Here is a 15,066-nt window from a genome sequence, read left to right as displayed (position 1 = left end):
AGCCACGTCACCGCCCGAGATTCGGCAGGTCGACGTGTAAGCCACATCACAGACGGTCGCGGTCCTCGATGGCTACGAGAGTGTCCGATGAGTGGGAGATCGGTCGGGCGAACGTCGCCCACGACTGCACCGCGACTTCCCCACCCTGCGCGGTGCCGACGAGAGCGACGTCCACGCGCGGCTCTCCGTCCTGAACATATTCCTGCACAACGGTTCCGGTACACGTCAACGTGTCACCCGGCCAGAGCTGACGCTTGAAGCGCGTACGAAATCGCCGAACCGATTGCGCGCCGAGCCAATCGGTCGCATACGTCGCGAGCAGACCGGCCGACAGCATGCCGACCGCGAGCGGTGCGTCGTAACCCGCTGCGCGCGCTACGGTTTCGTCGTGATGGACCGGATTCATGTCGCCTGACGCGCCCTGATAGCGGACGAAGTCGGTCCGGGTGAAGGGCCCGAACACGACCGGCTGAGCCGCGGGAGTCATCGCTGTGCCTCCGCTGGGTTTCGATCCGTCTCGACCCCGGTGAGCCAGGCCTCGGCAACGAGTCGCCCGTGCACATCCCGGAACTCGGTGATCATTTCGGCGAGCGTCAATGTCCCACCCCGCGCGCCTGCCTTCTCGTAGATTCGTTCGATACGCGACGTTGCGATGAGCCGATCACCGGCCCGTGGCGGTGGGCCGAAGAAGACGAAGTCCTGTTCGGCGTGCATCCCGCGCTGTTGATCCAACTCGACGGATTCCCATGGGTTGGCTTCCGGGCCGGCCCATTCCTGCCAGAACATCTGGGTGGTCAGGAATGTCGCTGGGACGATGGGTTTTTCACCCTCCCAGTAGTCGGGATTAGCCGATTGTGTCGCGTGCGCGAACTCGCGAATCTTGCCGCGCTCCAGATCGACGACGAAGGGCGAGCCCACCGTGCCGACAGCTGCTGCATTGACCATGCCATCTCCTGTTTCGAGCAATGAGTGCCCACACGGTAGGTGCGTGAGCGCAGACCTCGAACGATGCTTTCCCGCCCACAGGGATGCCGGTCGACGCTGGCAGCTGCCCTCGCGAAAGGTGTCCGCTCACTGGGAAGACCCCGCCGATTCGGGACCGCGACGTTCGAATATGAGCGTCATCACACGTACCGGTGGACAAGATGGAGGTAATGATGGCGCTGCAAACCAGGTCCAACGCCGACGACGTCAGGATGATCGAGGCGGCTGCAGCTCCGACGCGGTTTGCCAGAGGCTGGCACTGCCTGGGGTTGTCGAAGACCTTTCAGGATGGAAAGCCGCATCAGATAAAGGCTTTCGGAACATCGTTGGTTGTCTTCCAGTCGTCGAACGGCAAGCTCAACGTGCTCGACGCGTTCTGCCGGCACATGGGTGGCAACCTCGCCCTCGGAACGGTCAAGGGCGACTCGATCGCGTGTCCGTTCCACGATTGGCGTTGGGGCGGCAACGGCAAGTGCACCGGTATTCCGTATGCCCGCCGTGTGCCGCCGATTGCGCGCACACGCTCGTGGACCACGCTCGAGCGCAACGGACAGCTCTACGTCTGGAACGATCCGCAGGGCGGAAAGCCCCCGGCGGACGTCACGATCCCCGAGATCGAGGGGTACGGCAGCGACGAGTGGACCGACTGGACCTGGAATTCGCTCGTGGTCGAAGGGTCACACTGCCGTGAAATCGTCGACAACGTCGTGGACATGGCGCACTTCTTCTACGTGCACTACTCGTTCCCACGCTTCTTCAAGAATGTCTTCGAGGGACATGTCGCTACGCAATACATGCGGACCACCCCGCGTCACGACATCTCCGTCGGCACCAGCTATGACGACCCCAACTCGACATTGCGTTCGGACGCATCGTATTTCGGCCCGTCCTACATGATCGACAAGCTGTGGAGCGAAGCCAACGGGATGCTGATCGAAACGGTGCTGATCAACTGCCACTACCCGATCAGCGACAACTCCTTCGTACTCCAATACGGCGTAATGGTGAAGAAGCCTGAAGGTGTCTCCGAAGAAATGGCGGCAACCATGGCCGGCATGTTCGCGCAGGGTGTCGAGATGGGTTTCGAGCAGGACATAGAGATCTGGAAGACCAAGGCGCCCATCGACAATCCGCTCCTGTCGGAAGAAGACGGTCCCGTCTATCAGTTGCGACGTTGGTACAAGCAGTTCTACGTGGACGTGGAGGACGTCACCGAAGACATGACCACACGTTTCGAGTTCGAGATCGACACCGACCGCGCGGTCCAGAGCTGGGAGGCCGAAGTAGCCGAGAACATCGCGAACGGTGTTGTGCCGCTGCAGCTCAACGCCTGAAGCATTCCCCCGCCAAAATACCTTCGTTAGGAAAGCCCATGCCCAACCAAGTTCTCGACAACATCATGGAGATCGCGGATCAGCTCCGCGACCAGGCAACCGAAGCCGAGCGGATCGGTCGGCTACCCGACGAGACTGCGAAGAAGCTCAAGGCAGCGGGTCCGATCCGGCTGCTGCAACCCAAGCAGTACGGCGGCTTCGAGGCCCACCCGAGAGCCTTCGCCGAGACCGTAATGGCGGCTGCCGCACAGGATCCCGCGACCGGCTGGATCTGCGGAATCGTCGGCGTGCACCCTTGGCAGCTGGCATTCGCGGATCCCCGGGTGCAGGAGGAGGTTTGGGGCGCGGACAACGACACCTGGATGGCGTCACCCTACGCTCCCACAGGAATCGCAAAGCCGGTCGACGGCGGCTACATATTCAACGGCAGGTGGCAGTTCTCCTCGGGCACCGATCACTGCGACTGGATCTTCCTCGGCGCTATGGCGGGTGACAAAGACGGCAACATGGCGCTGCCACCTCGGATGTTGCACATGATCCTGCCGCGCAAGGACTACGAGATCGTCGAAGACTCGTGGAATGTAGTGGGCCTCAAGGGCACCGGTTCCAAGGACATCATCGTCCGCGATGCGTTCGTCCCGTCGTACCGTGTGATGGACGGCGACGAGGTGATCAACGGCACGGCGCAACGCAATTCCGGCCGGACCGAGACGCTGTACAAAATGCCGTGGTCGAACATGTTTCCGCTCGGCATCTCGTCTGCAGTCATCGGCATCGCCGAAGGCGCACTCGCCGCCCATCTGGACTACCAGCGCGGCCGCGTCGGCGCGCAGGGCACCGCGGTCAAGGACGACCCGTACGTGCTGTTCGCCATCGGCGAGGCAGCTGCCGACATCAACGCCGCACGACAGGAAATACTCGCGAACGTCGACAAGATGTGGGACATCGTCGACTCGGGACGCGAGGTCTCGTTCGCCGACCGAGCCGCGGGCCGCCGGACCCAGGTGCGAGCCGCATGGCGAGCAGTCGGCGCTGTCGATCAGATCTTCGCCCGCTCCGGCGGCAACGCACTGCGCATGGACAAGCCCCTGCAGCGGTACTGGCGCGACGCGCACGCAGGACTCGCGCACGCGATCCACGTACCGAGCACGGTCTATCACGCGTCGGCACTCAGCTCCCTCGGACTCGAGCCACCGGACAACCTCCGGTCGATGATCTGACCTGTGTACAGCGAAACATCATTAAGGACAATAGAAATGACTGAAATCAAGGCTCTCGGCTACGTGCAGATCCAGACCGACGACATCGCGCGTTGGCGCAAGTTTGCCTTCGAGGTGCTCGGCTTTGCCGAAGGCAAGGGACCCGACGACGAAGCCCTGTACCTGCGGATGGACGAGCGCGCTGCCCGCATCGTCATCGTGCCGGGATCGACCGACGAGATCGTTACCATCGGCTGGGAGGTCCGCGACCACGCCGCACTGGTACGTGTTCAGGAAGCCGTCGAGAACGCGGGCATCGGTGTGAAGCCGCTGTCGGTGGAAGAATCGGACGCCCGTCGCGTCGAAGAGGCCATCACCTTCCAGGACCCGACAGGTGCCACTCTCGAAGTCTTTCACGGCGCGGTCCTCGACCACAGTCCTGTCGTCACGCCCTTCGGCGCAAAGTTCGTCACGGGCGCACAGGGGCTCGGCCACGTCGTGTTGCCCGTGATGGATATCAACGGTGCGTTCGACTTCTACACCGAGGTCCTAGGTTTTCTCCCCCGCGGCGCGTTCCGCATTCCTGCGCCGCCCGAATTCGGTCCGCTGCGTGTCCGCTTCATGGGTATCAATGAGCGGCACCACAGCCTCGCGCTGTGCCCCGCACCGCACGGCGGCGCCCCCGGACTCGTCCACATCATGGTCGAGGTCGACACGCTGGACGCCGTCGGCCAGGCACTGGATCGCGTCGTCAAGGACGGCTTCTCCGTTTCGTCCACGCTCGGCCGCCACACGAACGACAAGATGGTGTCGTTCTACGTCCGCGCTCCAGGCGGCTGGGATGTCGAATTCGGCACGGAAGGAACGAAAGTCGACGAGCGGTACTACTCCGCGGAGGAGATTACTGCCGACAGCTATTGGGGCCACGACTGGTCCGCCAGCGAACCACTGGCAGCGATGTAGAAGGGGCCGCGTTGACTGAGTCGATAGGGCCACGATCGGCCGCAGAGATCGACACCTGGGACTACGAGGCCGACGTCGTAGTCGCCGGCTACGGCATCGCCGGGGTCTCGGCAGCGATCGAGGCCGCGCGCGCCGGCGCCGACGTACTGATTCTGGAACGCACCGGCGGCTGGGGCGGTGCCGCGGCGATGGCGGGCGGGTTCGTCTACCTCGGGGGTGGTACAGCGGTCCAGAAGGCATGCGGCTTCGAGGATTCCGCCGAAAACATGCACGCATTCCTCAGCGCGGCGATGGGGCCGGGCGCAGACGAGGCGAAGCTTGCCGACTACTGCGCAGGCAGCGTCGAACATTTCGAGTGGCTGGTCGATTGCGGGGTGGCGTTCAAGCCGACCTTCTACGGGAAGCCCGCTTGGGAACCTCCGGGCGACGACGGGTTGATGTTCAGCGGTGGTGAAAACGCGCACCCGTTCAACACGATTGCCACTCCGGCGCCGCGCGGACATGTGCCACAGATGGCGGGCAAGCGCACGGGTGAACGCGGCGGCGGCTACATGCTCATGAAGCCGCTCGCCGACACCGCTGCCGAACTCGGCGTCAAGGCTGCGTACGACACGCGTGTGCAAAGCCTGACGACCACGGAGGATGGGCGGGTAGTCGGCGTTGTTGCGCGGCAATACGGCAGGGAAGTCACGGTCAAGGCCCGAACTGGAGTCGTGCTGGCGACCGGCAGCTTTGCCTACAACGACGCAATGGTCGCGCAGTACGCACCACGTCTGACCGGCCGACCCGCGGCGTCGATCGAGGAACACGACGGCAGGTCTATCCGGATGGCGCAGGCGCTCGGTGCGCAGGTTGCCCATATGGATGCCGCCGAAGTCGCGATCTTCGTCGACCCGCAATTGCTGGTGCGCGGGATCGTGGTCAACAACCGCGGACAACGCTTCGTCACCGAGGACACCTATCCCGGACGAGTCGGGCAACTGACGTTGTTCCAGCAGGACAACCAGGCGTTTCTGATCATCGACGGGGACGCGCACGAAGAGGCACTGGCCGCACCGTCGGCGACGCCCATGTTGCTGCGCCCGCCCACCTGGGTGTGCGACTCGGTGGCGGAACTGGAGGCAGCTATCGGACTGGCCACGGGATCGTTGCAATCGACCGTGACTGCATACAACCAGTCCGCGGCGCTGGGCAAAGATCCGTTACTGCACAAGAAGCCCGAGTGGTTACGGCCCATCGGTACCCCTGTCGGCGCCATCGACCTACGCGAAAGCACAGGCGGTTTCACGCTCGGCGGCCTGCAGACGACCACTGACTCGGAGGTGCTGCACGTCAGCGACGAAACCGTTCCCGGCCTGTTCGCGGCGGGACGAAGCACGTCGGGACTGGCAGCTTGGGGTTATGCCAGCGGGATCTCATTGGGCGACGGCAGCTTCTACGGACGCCGGGCAGGCCGGGCCGCAGCGAAGGGTTAGCACCTGCGGCTGGCTCTTCGAATACCACAGACAGGTCTCCGGATCGGATTCACGATCCGGAGGCCTGTTTGCGTTCGTTCGGGGGGTGACACGCCCCACACCATGTGCTATTAATAGGTATATTCCTAATCGAAATACCCAGTTCGGACGCTCGTACCGGCCGCCGCACCGCCTCGGAGGACCAATGACAATTCAGCCTGATGCCACCACGCCGAGCGCAGTGCTCGACCGGGTGTCGCTTGTACTCGACGCATTCGAAGGCCCGGGCCGGCTGACCCTCGCACAGATCGTCCGCCGCACCGGCCTCCCCCGGTCCTCCGCGCATCGCATGCTGGAGCGGCTCGTGCACCTGCGTTGGCTTCGCAGGCAAGGCCGTGACTACGAACTCGGCATGCGGTTGGTCGAACTCGGCTCACTCGCCGTTCACCAGGACCGCCTGCACCGTGCAGCACTGCCCTTCCTGCACGAATTGCACCGTGTCACCGGTCATGTCGTACACCTGGCCATTCTCGATGGCGCCGACGTCGTATATCTCGAAAAGATCGGCGGACGAACGGCCGCCGCGGTGCCGACACGAATCGGCGGACGTTACCCGGCGCACTGCACCGGAGTCGGCAAAGCCATCCTCGGCTTCTCCGAGGCGGACCTGCGGGCCGTGCTCGCAAGTGGCCCACTCGCACGCAAGACGCGGTACACGATTTCGACGGGCGCTCAGTTGCGGACCGAGCTCGACAAGGTCCGCGCGCACGGAATTGCTTACGAGCGTGAGGAATCCGTGCCTGGTTTCGGGTGTATCGCTGCACCCATCGGCGAGATCGGCGAAGCTGTCGCAGCGGTCTCGATCTGCGGCCCGTTGTCGCAGCTGAAGCTCGACCCACAGCTTGCGGCACCGTTGCGCATGGCTGCCCTCGGAATTTGGCGCAATATCGAAGGCGGACCGGTCCGTGTGCAACCGACACTCCAACAGGCTCGAATTCGCCTTGGCGGCGCGATGGCCCAGACTCGTCCCGCAGTAGCACCCGTGCCGGACCTGCAGTACGCCTGATGCTCGACGCCGAGGTCGCCGCGCTGCTGCCTGCGCTGGATTCCGGATTTCCGCAGGTCGACATCATGACCGGCAGCCAAGCCCGGGCCGCGATCCGCGCCCGTTTCCGTCCGCCCGCCGAACCGACTCCGGTCCGCCGAGTAACCGAGCGCCGGATCCCGGGACCCGCGGGGCCGATTCGACTCCGGATCTATTGGCCCACGGTCATATCCATCGAGCCGCTGCCGATCGTGGTATTCGCACACGGCGGAGGCTTCGTCTTCTGCGATCTCGACACCCACGATGACCTTTGCCGGCGCATGGCGAACGGCATTGGCGCCGTGATTGTCTCGGTCGACTACCGGCTTGCCCCCGAGCAGCCTTGGCCCGCCGCCCCCGAGGACGTGTATACGGCAGCGTCATGGGCAGCTGATCACGCCGCAGAAATTGGTGGCGACCCCACACGGCTCGCGGTTGCGGGCGACAGCGCCGGCGGCAACCTCGCGACCGTGACAGCGCTGCTTGCCCGGGATCGTGGTGGCCCGAATCTTTCTGCGCAGCTTCTTCTTTACCCGGTGCTCGCAGCAGACTTCGAGACGAAGTCCTACCGCGACTTCGCCAGCGGCTTCTACAACACGCGGTCCGCCATGCGGTGGTACTGGGACCAGTACATCCCCGATACCCGTGACCGCGAGCAACACACCGCGTCGCCGCTGCGGGCCCAACTGTCGGGTCTGCCGCCCGCAGTTTTCGTCACAGCAGAGTACGACCCGCTGGCCACCGAGGGCGCCGTCTACGTGAATGCGCTGCGCGCGAGCGGAGTTTCAGTGATTCACCGCAGCTACGCCGCAGTACACGGATTCATGTCGATCAACGCGCTGACCATTGCACGTCGGGCGCAGGAGCGCGCGTGGACCGACCTGGATGCGTTACTGCGCCCAAAGATCATTCAGTCCAGTTCGGGATGTTCTGCCTGAACTTTGCGCTCGACGTCGTGCCACACGCCCGGTGCGGGCTTCGGAAACCCGGCATCGTTGCCGGCCTTGACGGCACGAATCGTGGCGTCGGCTTCGTCGATGTCCTTTATCGCCTGCTCCGCCAAATCTCGTTCGGCCGCGTAGTACCGCTCGGACCACTTCAACGAGAGCCGTGGGTACGCCCAGGCAGGCTCCGACGCAGCGCCCTCGGCGTCTGCGGCCGCGCGCTGCCGCATCCCCTCGACGTAATCGATATGCTCGCGCAGGATCTGCTTCGACCGCTCCGGATCGTTCAGGTGGCCAAGCCAGATACGAAGCATGACACCGTGTTTCAGGACCGGTGGGTCGATCGGGGCCTCGTTGGCCCAGCGCTGGACGGCGTCGGTTCCTGCCGGAGTGATCTTGTACAGCCGCCGACCGCGTACACCGTCGTCGCTCTGCACCCGAGACGTGACGAACCCGTGCGTTTCGAGCTTTTTCAGTTCCGAGTACACCTGACTGAACGACGGGCTCCAATAGAAGAACCCGATGCTCCAGTCCGCCCATTTCTTCAGGTCGTAACCGGACAGCTCCTCTTCGAACGCAAGCATCCCGAGCACCGCCCAGCTCGTAGCCGGAAGGTTGGGCAGTTCGGATTCGGACGCTGACACCCTTCGAATGCTAGCAATGCGCGGTACCGGGCAAGCAGAGCAAGTGGCCGCTGACCGGGAACATACCTGGCATCCAGCCCCGACAGCTCCGATTCTGGTGCATGCCAACATCTTCAGGAGGGCACTATGAGTTCGAAGAATGCGGTCGTCGACGTTCGGGCGATCGACGGCACGACGCTACGAAAGGTGATGGGGCACTTCTGTACCGGCGTGGCCGTCATTACCGCACACGACGGCGACCGACCGCTGGGCTTCACGTGCCAGTCAGTGGTGTCCGCGTCCCTCGACCCGCCGTACGTGTCGTTCTGCCCGGCCAAGACATCCACAACCTGGCCGCTCCTGCGGGCAACAGGCAACGTGTGCATCAACATCCTCGCGCAGGACCAGCGCGACCTCTGCGCGACGTTCGCGGTGAGCGGCGGCGACAAATTCGCGGCCGTGGACTGGCGTCTGTCCGGAAACGGCGCACCCGCGCTTGCAGGGGCACTGGCGCGCATAGAGGCAAGCGTCGAGCTGGAACACGATGCCGGCGACCACACCATTGTGCTGGCACGCGTTACCGACGTGGTGGCCGTCGACGGTCGTCCCCTTCTGTTCTACCGCGGAGCCTTCGGCGGGTTCACCGATCAGCGCTGACCTTCCCGCTGGGCGGGAAGCACCGAGTTCGTCTGAGCGCCCACTGTGGTTTCGTCGAATCAATACATCAATCGCGTACCGGGAGAAGTCAGAAATGACCGCAGCACAAGACATCCGGTCGGCAGTGGCGAGATATCTCGACGCTGTCGCCACCGGCCCAGCAGCCGACATCGCCGACCTGTACGCCGACGGTGCCACACTCGAAGATCCGGTCGGCAGCGCACAAATCGTCGACCGCGCGGCCATTCGTGACTTCTACAGCGCGCTTGACAACGCGACGGTCAAGACCGAACTCCTCGCGCTTCGCGTCGCAGGCAACAGCGCCGCGTTCCACTTTCGCGTCAGCACCGAGATGCCGGGACAGACCGTCACCATCGAGCCGATCGACGTCATGACCTTCGACGACCAGGCCCGGATCACCAGCATGCGCGCGTTCTGGTCACCCGACGACATCACACTCGGCTGAGAGGACTTGCCATGTCGCACAACATTCCACGTTCCTGGGACCACGAGTTCGATTTCGTCGTCGTCGGAAGCGGCTGCGGCGGCTTCACCGGCGCACTCGCCGCGGCCGATCGAGGCCTCGACACCGTGATCATCGAGAAGGCCGCCGTGTACGGCGGCACCACTGCGCTGTCGGGCGGCAATATCTGGATTCCGAACAACCCGACGCTCGTGAGCGAAGGGGTCACCGATTCGCGAAGCGACGTTCGCCGCTACATCGACGCCGTGGTCGGCGACCGGGTGCCGTCGTCGAACATCGACGCGTTCATCGACTACGGTCCGCGGACCATGGAATTCCTGGAGCGCACCAGCAGGCATCTGCGATTTCAGTGGTGCAGTGGCTACTCCGACTACCACCCGGAGAAGCCGGGTGGGCGGCCCGGCGGCCGCACCATCGAGCCGCTGCCGTTCGACCTGAAACTGCTCGGCGAGGACGAAAAGCTCCTGCGCCCAGGCGCTCTCGCCACTCCTGCGGGGCTGTACATCACGTCGAAGGAGTTCGCAAAGCTCAACATGGTCATGCGCACGTGGGCGGGTCGACGTGCTGCGCTGGGCACCGGTTGGCGTGCGTTCAAGAGCATCGTGATGCGCAAGCACATGGACACTCTCGGCCAGGCACTCATCGGCAGGCTTCGCTTGGCGGTGAAGGAGGCGAACGTGCCGCTGTGGCTGAACACCCCGATGCAGTCACTGGTCACCGATGATGCGGGCCGGGTCCTCGGCGTGCTCGCCGAACAGGACGGCCGCACGGTCTCGATCAGGGCCCGAAACGGCGTACTCCTCGCAAGCGGTGGCTTCGAGCACGGGGATCGTATGCGCAAGCAGTATTTGCGCGAGGGCGGCAAGGACAACTACAGCGCCGGTTCCGTCGACAACACCGGCGACGGCATCCGCGCGGGCGAAAGCGTCGGCGCCGCCTTGGATCTCATGGACGATGCGTGGTGGATGCCCTCGTTCAAGCGGCCCGACGGAATCATGCACGTCCTCGTCTCCGAGCGGTCCATCCCCCGTTCCATCATCGTCGACCAGTTCGGTCGGCGGTTCACGAACGAGGCCGCACCGTACGTATCGTTCGTCCACGAACAGATCGCAGGCCGCCACGATCCGATCTGGTTCATTTTCGACGGGAAGGCGAAGAGCCGCTACCAGTTCGGTGCGATCATGCCCGGCCAGAAGTTCCCGAAGTCGTGGTTCGATTCGGGCCTGATGCACCGTGCCGACACGGTCGCGGAATTGGCCGCATCGATCGGACTGCCGGCGACTGCCCTCACAGAAACCGTCGCCCGCTTCAATCGCTTTGCCCGCAGCGGTAAGGATGCCGACTTCGGTCGCGGCGAGAGCGCGTACGACAACTATTACGGCGACCCGACCCTGCCCACGCCGACGCTCGACGTGCTCGACAAGTCGCCGTACTACGCCGTCCGGATGGTTGCGGGTGACCTGGGCACCAAGGGCGGTGTCGTCTACAACGAGCACGGCCAGGTGCTGCGCCCGGACGGCGGGGTGATCGACGGGCTTTATGCGACCGGAAACACGTCGGCCGCGGTGATGGGCAACGACTATGCCGGCGCGGGAGCAACCATCGGACCAGCCATGGTGTTCGGCTGGATCGGCGCGCGCCACGCCGCCGGTCCGCGGTAGGAGTGAGCGACAATGCAGGAACTCAGCTGCACCAGTTGCGGTAACCGGGTACTGGTCGACAAGTACAGCCCCACCCACACCAGCATCCAATGGCTCACGGACGCAGAGAAATCCTGCCCCCGCTTCGCGGCCCAGGTCGAGGCGGGTGTTCGGAGCATGTGGATACCGACCTGTCCCGCCCTGCGCGAGTCGATCGACCGCGCCGCCGGCAACGGTGCGCTACGCACGGATGCATTGCGATCCGAGCCAATCCCTGGCCGCCTCGGGTGACCAACAACAACGAAAGTCACTGATATGAACCATCTCTCGAACCAACTGGCCGACAAGACTGCCATCGTCACCGGTGGCGCGCGCGGTCTCGGCGCAGCGTTCGCCCACCACATCGTCGATCGTGGCGGCAGCGTCGTGATCGCCGACGTGCTCGACGACGAGGGCGAACGCACCGCCGCCGCGCTCGGTGAACACGCTCGGTACGTCCACCTCGACGTCACCGATCCTGCACACTGGACCGCTGCCGTCAAGTACACGATCGCCGAGTTCGGCGCACTGACCGGACTCGTCAACAACGCCGGCATCGCCACCGGCCAGTTCACCGAACACGAACCACTGGAACACTTTCGGGCAGTTCTCGACGTCAATCTGGTCGGTGTATTCAACGGCATCCAGTCCGTCATCGGACCGATGCGGGCGGCAGGCGGCGGCTCGATCGTCAACATCTCGTCCGCGGCCGGGATGCTGGGTCTGGCGCTGACGGCTGGGTACGGGGCGTCCAAATGGGGCGTCCGTGGTCTGTCGAAGATCGTCGCCGTCGAACTCGGCCCCGACCGCATCCGCGTCAACTCGGTCCATCCAGGCATGACCTACACACCGATGACGGCACAGGTGGGAATCCACGTGGGCGAGGGCAATTGCCCGAACACGCCCATGGGCAGAGTTGGAGTTCCCGAGGAGATCGCCGGTGCGGTCGGCTATCTGCTCTCCGATGACGCGACCTATGTCACCGGTGCAGAAATTGCGGTCGACGGCGGTTGGACCGCCGGACCGACCCTGAAATACGTGATGGGGCAATAGAACATGACCCGACTGCATGGCTACAGAATCCTGGTGACCGGAGCCGCCTCTGGAATCGGGCAGGCAACGGCGTTGCGGCTGCTGCGCGAAGGCGCAGCCGTTGTCGCAGCCGATGTTTCAGCGGACGGCCTGGTTCGGACTCGGGCAGGCGCGGCTGACGCGGATGCCGACCGCCTGACCACCCTGACGATGAACATCGGCGACGAGACAGCCGTCGTGGACGGCGTGCGCCAGTCCGTCGCAGCGCTGGGCGGCCTCGACGCATTGGTCAATGCCGCGGGCATCCTGCGCGCGTCCCACACTCGCGACACGAGTCTCGAACTGTGGAACCAGGTGATCGGCATCAACTTGACGGGAACCTTTCTCGCGGTGCGTGAGTCGCTACCCGCGTTGCTCGACAATCCGCGCAGTACGGTCGTCAACTTCAGTTCGACGTCGGCGTCGTTTGCGCACCCGTACATGGCTGCCTACGCGGCGAGCAAGGGCGGCATCCAGTCCTTCACGCACGCACTGTCGCTCGAATACGGCAAGGCGGGCCTGCGCGCCGTCTGTGTCGCGCCCGGCAGCATCAAGTCCGGGATCACCGACGCGACACCGGGATACGTTCCGGCAGATGCCGACTGGACCCTGTTCGGCAAGCTCTCCCCCATCCTGCCGACCGATCTGGAGTCGGGCGGAGCAGGAATGGGTGACCCTTCGGCGGTCGCCGGCGTCATTGCCATGCTCGTTTCCGAGGATGGCGCTTTCATCACCGGCACCGAGATCCGGATCGACGGCGGCACACACGCTTGAGTTTGCACCCGTGCGCGGTTGGAGAGTCTATGGACTCTCCAACCGCGCCTAGGGTTACCGCCCCAAGAACTCCATGGCAAGGCGCTCGAACTCCGCCTTGCGCTCGATCTGCGCCCAGTGCCCGCACTTGGCGAACACGTGCAGTTCGGCATTCGGCATCTGCCGGAACGGGAAGAGCGCGCCCTCGTATGGCAGCATCCGATCGTCGCGGCCCCAGATCAGCAGCGTTTCCTGCTGCACCTGCGCGGCCCTTGCCCACAGCTGGGGACGGTCGGCGAACCGCGGATCGGAGAACGTCTGGAAAATGGCGAAGGTGTTGGCAATAGCGCCGGGCTGCAGGGCGTTTGCCATGCGCTGGTCGATCAGTTCGTCGGACACAACTGCCGGATTTCCGACCATCGTGTCGACCCACGCGACCATGCCTTCCCGAGTCGGGTTCGCCAGAAACTCGAACAACCGCCGCGAACCCTCGCTGACCTGTGGCGCAAAGCTGTTGACCGCAAGGCCGCCCGGACCCATCAGCACCATCCGGCGGACCCCGGCCGGATGTGCCAGGGCAAACTCGGTTGCGACGTTGCCGCCCATCGAGTTTCCGATGATGTCCACCCGGTCGATACCGAGGTCGTCGAGGAAGAAGCGGATCGCATCGGCAGCGACGCGCGGGTACACATCGTTCCACTCCAGTGCTGGGCTGCGGCCGAATCCAGGCATGTCCAGAATGATCGTCCGATACCGCTCTGCGAACACCGGGAAATTGCCGGCAAAGTTCGACCAACCGCTCACGCCCGGCCCCGATCCGTGCAGCATGAGCAGAACCGGGCCGGTACCGGCCTCGTGATAGTGCAGTTCGTATTCGCCTGTGACGGTTCGGCTGGTCACGTCGAAATCGAGAGACGCTGTCATGGTCTACCTTTCGTTGGGCACTCGAATTGGATACGGCCCCCGTCCGAGCCGAAGCAGTCGGACGAGGGCCGGTGTCTGTGGAGCCTTACCGCTGCGTGCTCCCCGCATCGACAGGCAAGGTCACCGCGGTGATGTAGCGCGCCTCATCGGAGGCAAGGAACAGGGTCGCGTTCGCGATGTCGACAGGATCGACCCACGGAATCGGCAGCATGTTCATCGTCGACGCTGCCGCCGCGAAGTCCGCACGGGTCGGTTGGGCGAGATCCGGACGAAATGCGCGGCGCACGAGGTCGTTCTGGATCATCGGCGTATCGACGTTCGTCGGATGCACCGAGTTGACGCGGACATTGTGCGCAGCAAACTCTTTCGCCATGGACCGCATCAAGCCGACCACGCCGTGCTTCGCTGCGACGTAGTGCGCGACTCCAGTCAGTCCGCGCAGGCCCGCGATCGAGCTCGTCAGGATTATCGAACCCGAACCCCGCGCGATCAGGTGCGGTGCCGCAGCTTTGCAGGTCTGCCATACGCCGGTGAGGTTGACGTCGAGCATCGTCTGCCAGACCTCGTCGCTCAAGTCGAGTGCTGGACCTGCCGATGTGATTCCGGCTGTGGCACAGACGATGTCGAGGCCGCCGAATCGTTCTACACCGCCGGCTACCGCCTCCTGCAACGCATCGGCATCTCGCACATCCGCAACAAAGGTGCACACTCGGCCACCCGCTGCGGCAATCAATCGCTCGGTCTCCGCGAGGTCCGCTCGGGTCGCCGGCGGGATGATCACAGTGTCGATCGGCGCGCACACGTCGACCGCGACGATGTCGGCCCCTTCCTCCGCGAATCGGACCGCCTGGGCACGTCCGATCCCCCGCGCCGCCCCCGTGACAAGCGCAACCTTCCCAGCGACACGTCCCAC

At 64.3% G+C, this 15,066-nt stretch carries 17 protein-coding genes; 12 read left to right on the top strand and 5 right to left on the bottom strand.

Going from position 1 to position 15,066, the window contains the following annotated elements; all coding sequences use genetic code 11:
• Positions 1–46 precede the first annotated feature (46 nt).
• Positions 47–487 carry a MaoC/PaaZ C-terminal domain-containing protein gene (locus JGU72_RS08590; RefSeq protein WP_199683403.1) on the bottom strand — a complete coding sequence of 147 codons (441 nt, stop codon included), beginning with the start codon at positions 485–487 and terminating at the stop codon, positions 47–49.
• On the bottom strand, positions 484–945 hold the full coding sequence (locus JGU72_RS08585; RefSeq protein WP_199683402.1) for an FAS1-like dehydratase domain-containing protein: 462 nt from the start codon (positions 943–945) through the stop codon (positions 484–486). The genes JGU72_RS08590 and JGU72_RS08585 overlap by 4 nt, the downstream gene beginning before the upstream one ends.
• Positions 946–1,157: 212 nt before the next feature.
• On the opposite strand from JGU72_RS08585, the gene JGU72_RS08580 reads away from it, so the two are divergent.
• From JGU72_RS08580 to JGU72_RS08555, 6 genes are all read left to right on the top strand, one after another.
• Complete coding sequence (locus JGU72_RS08580; protein WP_199683401.1) at positions 1,158–2,318, top strand: Rieske 2Fe-2S domain-containing protein; 1,161 nt, start codon at positions 1,158–1,160, stop codon at positions 2,316–2,318.
• A gap of 38 nt (positions 2,319–2,356) precedes the next feature.
• On the top strand, positions 2,357–3,538 hold the full coding sequence (locus JGU72_RS08575) for an acyl-CoA dehydrogenase family protein (protein ID WP_199683400.1): 1,182 nt from the start codon (positions 2,357–2,359) through the stop codon (positions 3,536–3,538).
• 36 nt (positions 3,539–3,574) lie between these two features.
• Positions 3,575–4,480, top strand: coding sequence for a biphenyl-2,3-diol 1,2-dioxygenase (gene bphC / locus JGU72_RS08570; RefSeq protein WP_199683399.1), 906 nt, complete (start codon positions 3,575–3,577; stop codon positions 4,478–4,480).
• 11 nt (positions 4,481–4,491) lie between these two features.
• Positions 4,492–5,955, top strand: coding sequence for an FAD-dependent oxidoreductase (locus JGU72_RS08565; RefSeq protein WP_199683398.1), 1,464 nt, complete (start codon positions 4,492–4,494; stop codon positions 5,953–5,955).
• Between the two features lie 184 nt (positions 5,956–6,139).
• A complete protein-coding gene (locus JGU72_RS08560; RefSeq protein ID WP_199683397.1) occupies positions 6,140–7,000 on the top strand; it encodes an IclR family transcriptional regulator in 861 nt (286 codons plus the stop codon).
• A complete protein-coding gene (locus JGU72_RS08555) occupies positions 6,997–7,956 on the top strand; it encodes an alpha/beta hydrolase (protein ID WP_199684514.1) in 960 nt (319 codons plus the stop codon). The genes JGU72_RS08560 and JGU72_RS08555 overlap by 4 nt, the downstream gene beginning before the upstream one ends.
• On the opposite strand, the gene JGU72_RS08550 is transcribed toward JGU72_RS08555, so the two are convergent.
• Entirely contained in the window at positions 7,929–8,546 is a 618-nt protein-coding gene (locus JGU72_RS08550) for a PadR family transcriptional regulator (RefSeq protein WP_233531983.1), read from the bottom strand. The genes JGU72_RS08555 and JGU72_RS08550 overlap by 28 nt on opposite strands.
• A gap of 186 nt (positions 8,547–8,732) precedes the next feature.
• On the opposite strand from JGU72_RS08550, the gene JGU72_RS08545 reads away from it, so the two are divergent.
• The 6 genes from JGU72_RS08545 (at position 8,733) to JGU72_RS08520 (ending at position 13,250) form a co-directional block, all read left to right on the top strand.
• A complete protein-coding gene (locus JGU72_RS08545) occupies positions 8,733–9,242 on the top strand; it encodes a flavin reductase family protein (RefSeq protein WP_199683395.1) in 510 nt (169 codons plus the stop codon).
• Positions 9,243–9,336: 94 nt separating this feature from the next.
• Positions 9,337–9,708 carry a nuclear transport factor 2 family protein gene (locus tag JGU72_RS08540; RefSeq protein ID WP_199683394.1) on the top strand — a complete coding sequence of 124 codons (372 nt, stop codon included), beginning with the start codon at positions 9,337–9,339 and terminating at the stop codon, positions 9,706–9,708.
• 11 nt (positions 9,709–9,719) lie between these two features.
• On the top strand, positions 9,720–11,387 hold the full coding sequence (locus JGU72_RS08535) for an FAD-binding protein (RefSeq protein WP_199683393.1): 1,668 nt from the start codon (positions 9,720–9,722) through the stop codon (positions 11,385–11,387).
• Between the two features lie 12 nt (positions 11,388–11,399).
• Entirely contained in the window at positions 11,400–11,657 is a 258-nt protein-coding gene (locus JGU72_RS08530; RefSeq protein ID WP_199683392.1) for a hypothetical protein, read from the top strand.
• Between the two features lie 24 nt (positions 11,658–11,681).
• Positions 11,682–12,458, top strand: a complete 777-nt coding sequence (locus JGU72_RS08525) for a glucose 1-dehydrogenase (protein ID WP_199683391.1) — start codon at positions 11,682–11,684, stop codon at positions 12,456–12,458.
• A gap of 3 nt (positions 12,459–12,461) precedes the next feature.
• Complete coding sequence (locus tag JGU72_RS08520) at positions 12,462–13,250, top strand: SDR family NAD(P)-dependent oxidoreductase (RefSeq protein WP_199683390.1); 789 nt, start codon at positions 12,462–12,464, stop codon at positions 13,248–13,250.
• Positions 13,251–13,304: 54 nt separating this feature from the next.
• On the opposite strand, the gene JGU72_RS08515 is transcribed toward JGU72_RS08520, so the two are convergent.
• Positions 13,305–14,153: an alpha/beta fold hydrolase gene (locus JGU72_RS08515; RefSeq protein WP_199683389.1), complete on the bottom strand. Its 849-nt coding sequence runs from the start codon at positions 14,151–14,153 to the stop codon at positions 13,305–13,307.
• Between the two features lie 85 nt (positions 14,154–14,238).
• Complete coding sequence (locus JGU72_RS08510) at positions 14,239–15,066, bottom strand: mycofactocin-coupled SDR family oxidoreductase (protein ID WP_199683388.1); 828 nt, start codon at positions 15,064–15,066, stop codon at positions 14,239–14,241.

Origin of the sequence: Antrihabitans auranticaus, from assembly GCF_016481275.1 — a bacterium.
Taxonomy (GTDB): domain Bacteria; phylum Actinomycetota; class Actinomycetes; order Mycobacteriales; family Mycobacteriaceae; genus Antrihabitans.
The sequence above is the reverse complement of the archived record's forward strand: the minus strand, read 5'-3'. Positions and strand labels throughout refer to the sequence as shown.

Excerpts from the sequence above, each read along its gene's own strand:
- JGU72_RS08590 (WP_199683403.1), bottom strand. The coding sequence starts at position 487 with ATGACTCCCGCGGCTCAGCCGGTCGTGTTCGGGCCCTTCACCCGGACC.
- JGU72_RS08585 (WP_199683402.1), bottom strand. The coding sequence starts at position 945 with ATGGTCAATGCAGCAGCTGTCGGCACGGTGGGCTCGCCCTTCGTCGTC.
- JGU72_RS08580 (WP_199683401.1), top strand. The coding sequence starts at position 1,158 with ATGGCGCTGCAAACCAGGTCCAACGCCGACGACGTCAGGATGATCGAG.
- JGU72_RS08575 (WP_199683400.1), top strand. The coding sequence starts at position 2,357 with ATGCCCAACCAAGTTCTCGACAACATCATGGAGATCGCGGATCAGCTC.
- bphC (WP_199683399.1), top strand. The coding sequence starts at position 3,575 with ATGACTGAAATCAAGGCTCTCGGCTACGTGCAGATCCAGACCGACGAC.
- JGU72_RS08560 (WP_199683397.1), top strand. The coding sequence starts at position 6,140 with ATGACAATTCAGCCTGATGCCACCACGCCGAGCGCAGTGCTCGACCGG.
- JGU72_RS08550 (WP_233531983.1), bottom strand. The coding sequence starts at position 8,546 with ATGCTTGCGTTCGAAGAGGAGCTGTCCGGTTACGACCTGAAGAAATGG.
- JGU72_RS08545 (WP_199683395.1), top strand. The coding sequence starts at position 8,733 with ATGAGTTCGAAGAATGCGGTCGTCGACGTTCGGGCGATCGACGGCACG.
- JGU72_RS08540 (WP_199683394.1), top strand. The coding sequence starts at position 9,337 with ATGACCGCAGCACAAGACATCCGGTCGGCAGTGGCGAGATATCTCGAC.
- JGU72_RS08535 (WP_199683393.1), top strand. The coding sequence starts at position 9,720 with ATGTCGCACAACATTCCACGTTCCTGGGACCACGAGTTCGATTTCGTC.
- JGU72_RS08530 (WP_199683392.1), top strand. The coding sequence starts at position 11,400 with ATGCAGGAACTCAGCTGCACCAGTTGCGGTAACCGGGTACTGGTCGAC.
- JGU72_RS08525 (WP_199683391.1), top strand. The coding sequence starts at position 11,682 with ATGAACCATCTCTCGAACCAACTGGCCGACAAGACTGCCATCGTCACC.
- JGU72_RS08520 (WP_199683390.1), top strand. The coding sequence starts at position 12,462 with ATGACCCGACTGCATGGCTACAGAATCCTGGTGACCGGAGCCGCCTCT.
- JGU72_RS08515 (WP_199683389.1), bottom strand. The coding sequence starts at position 14,153 with ATGACAGCGTCTCTCGATTTCGACGTGACCAGCCGAACCGTCACAGGC.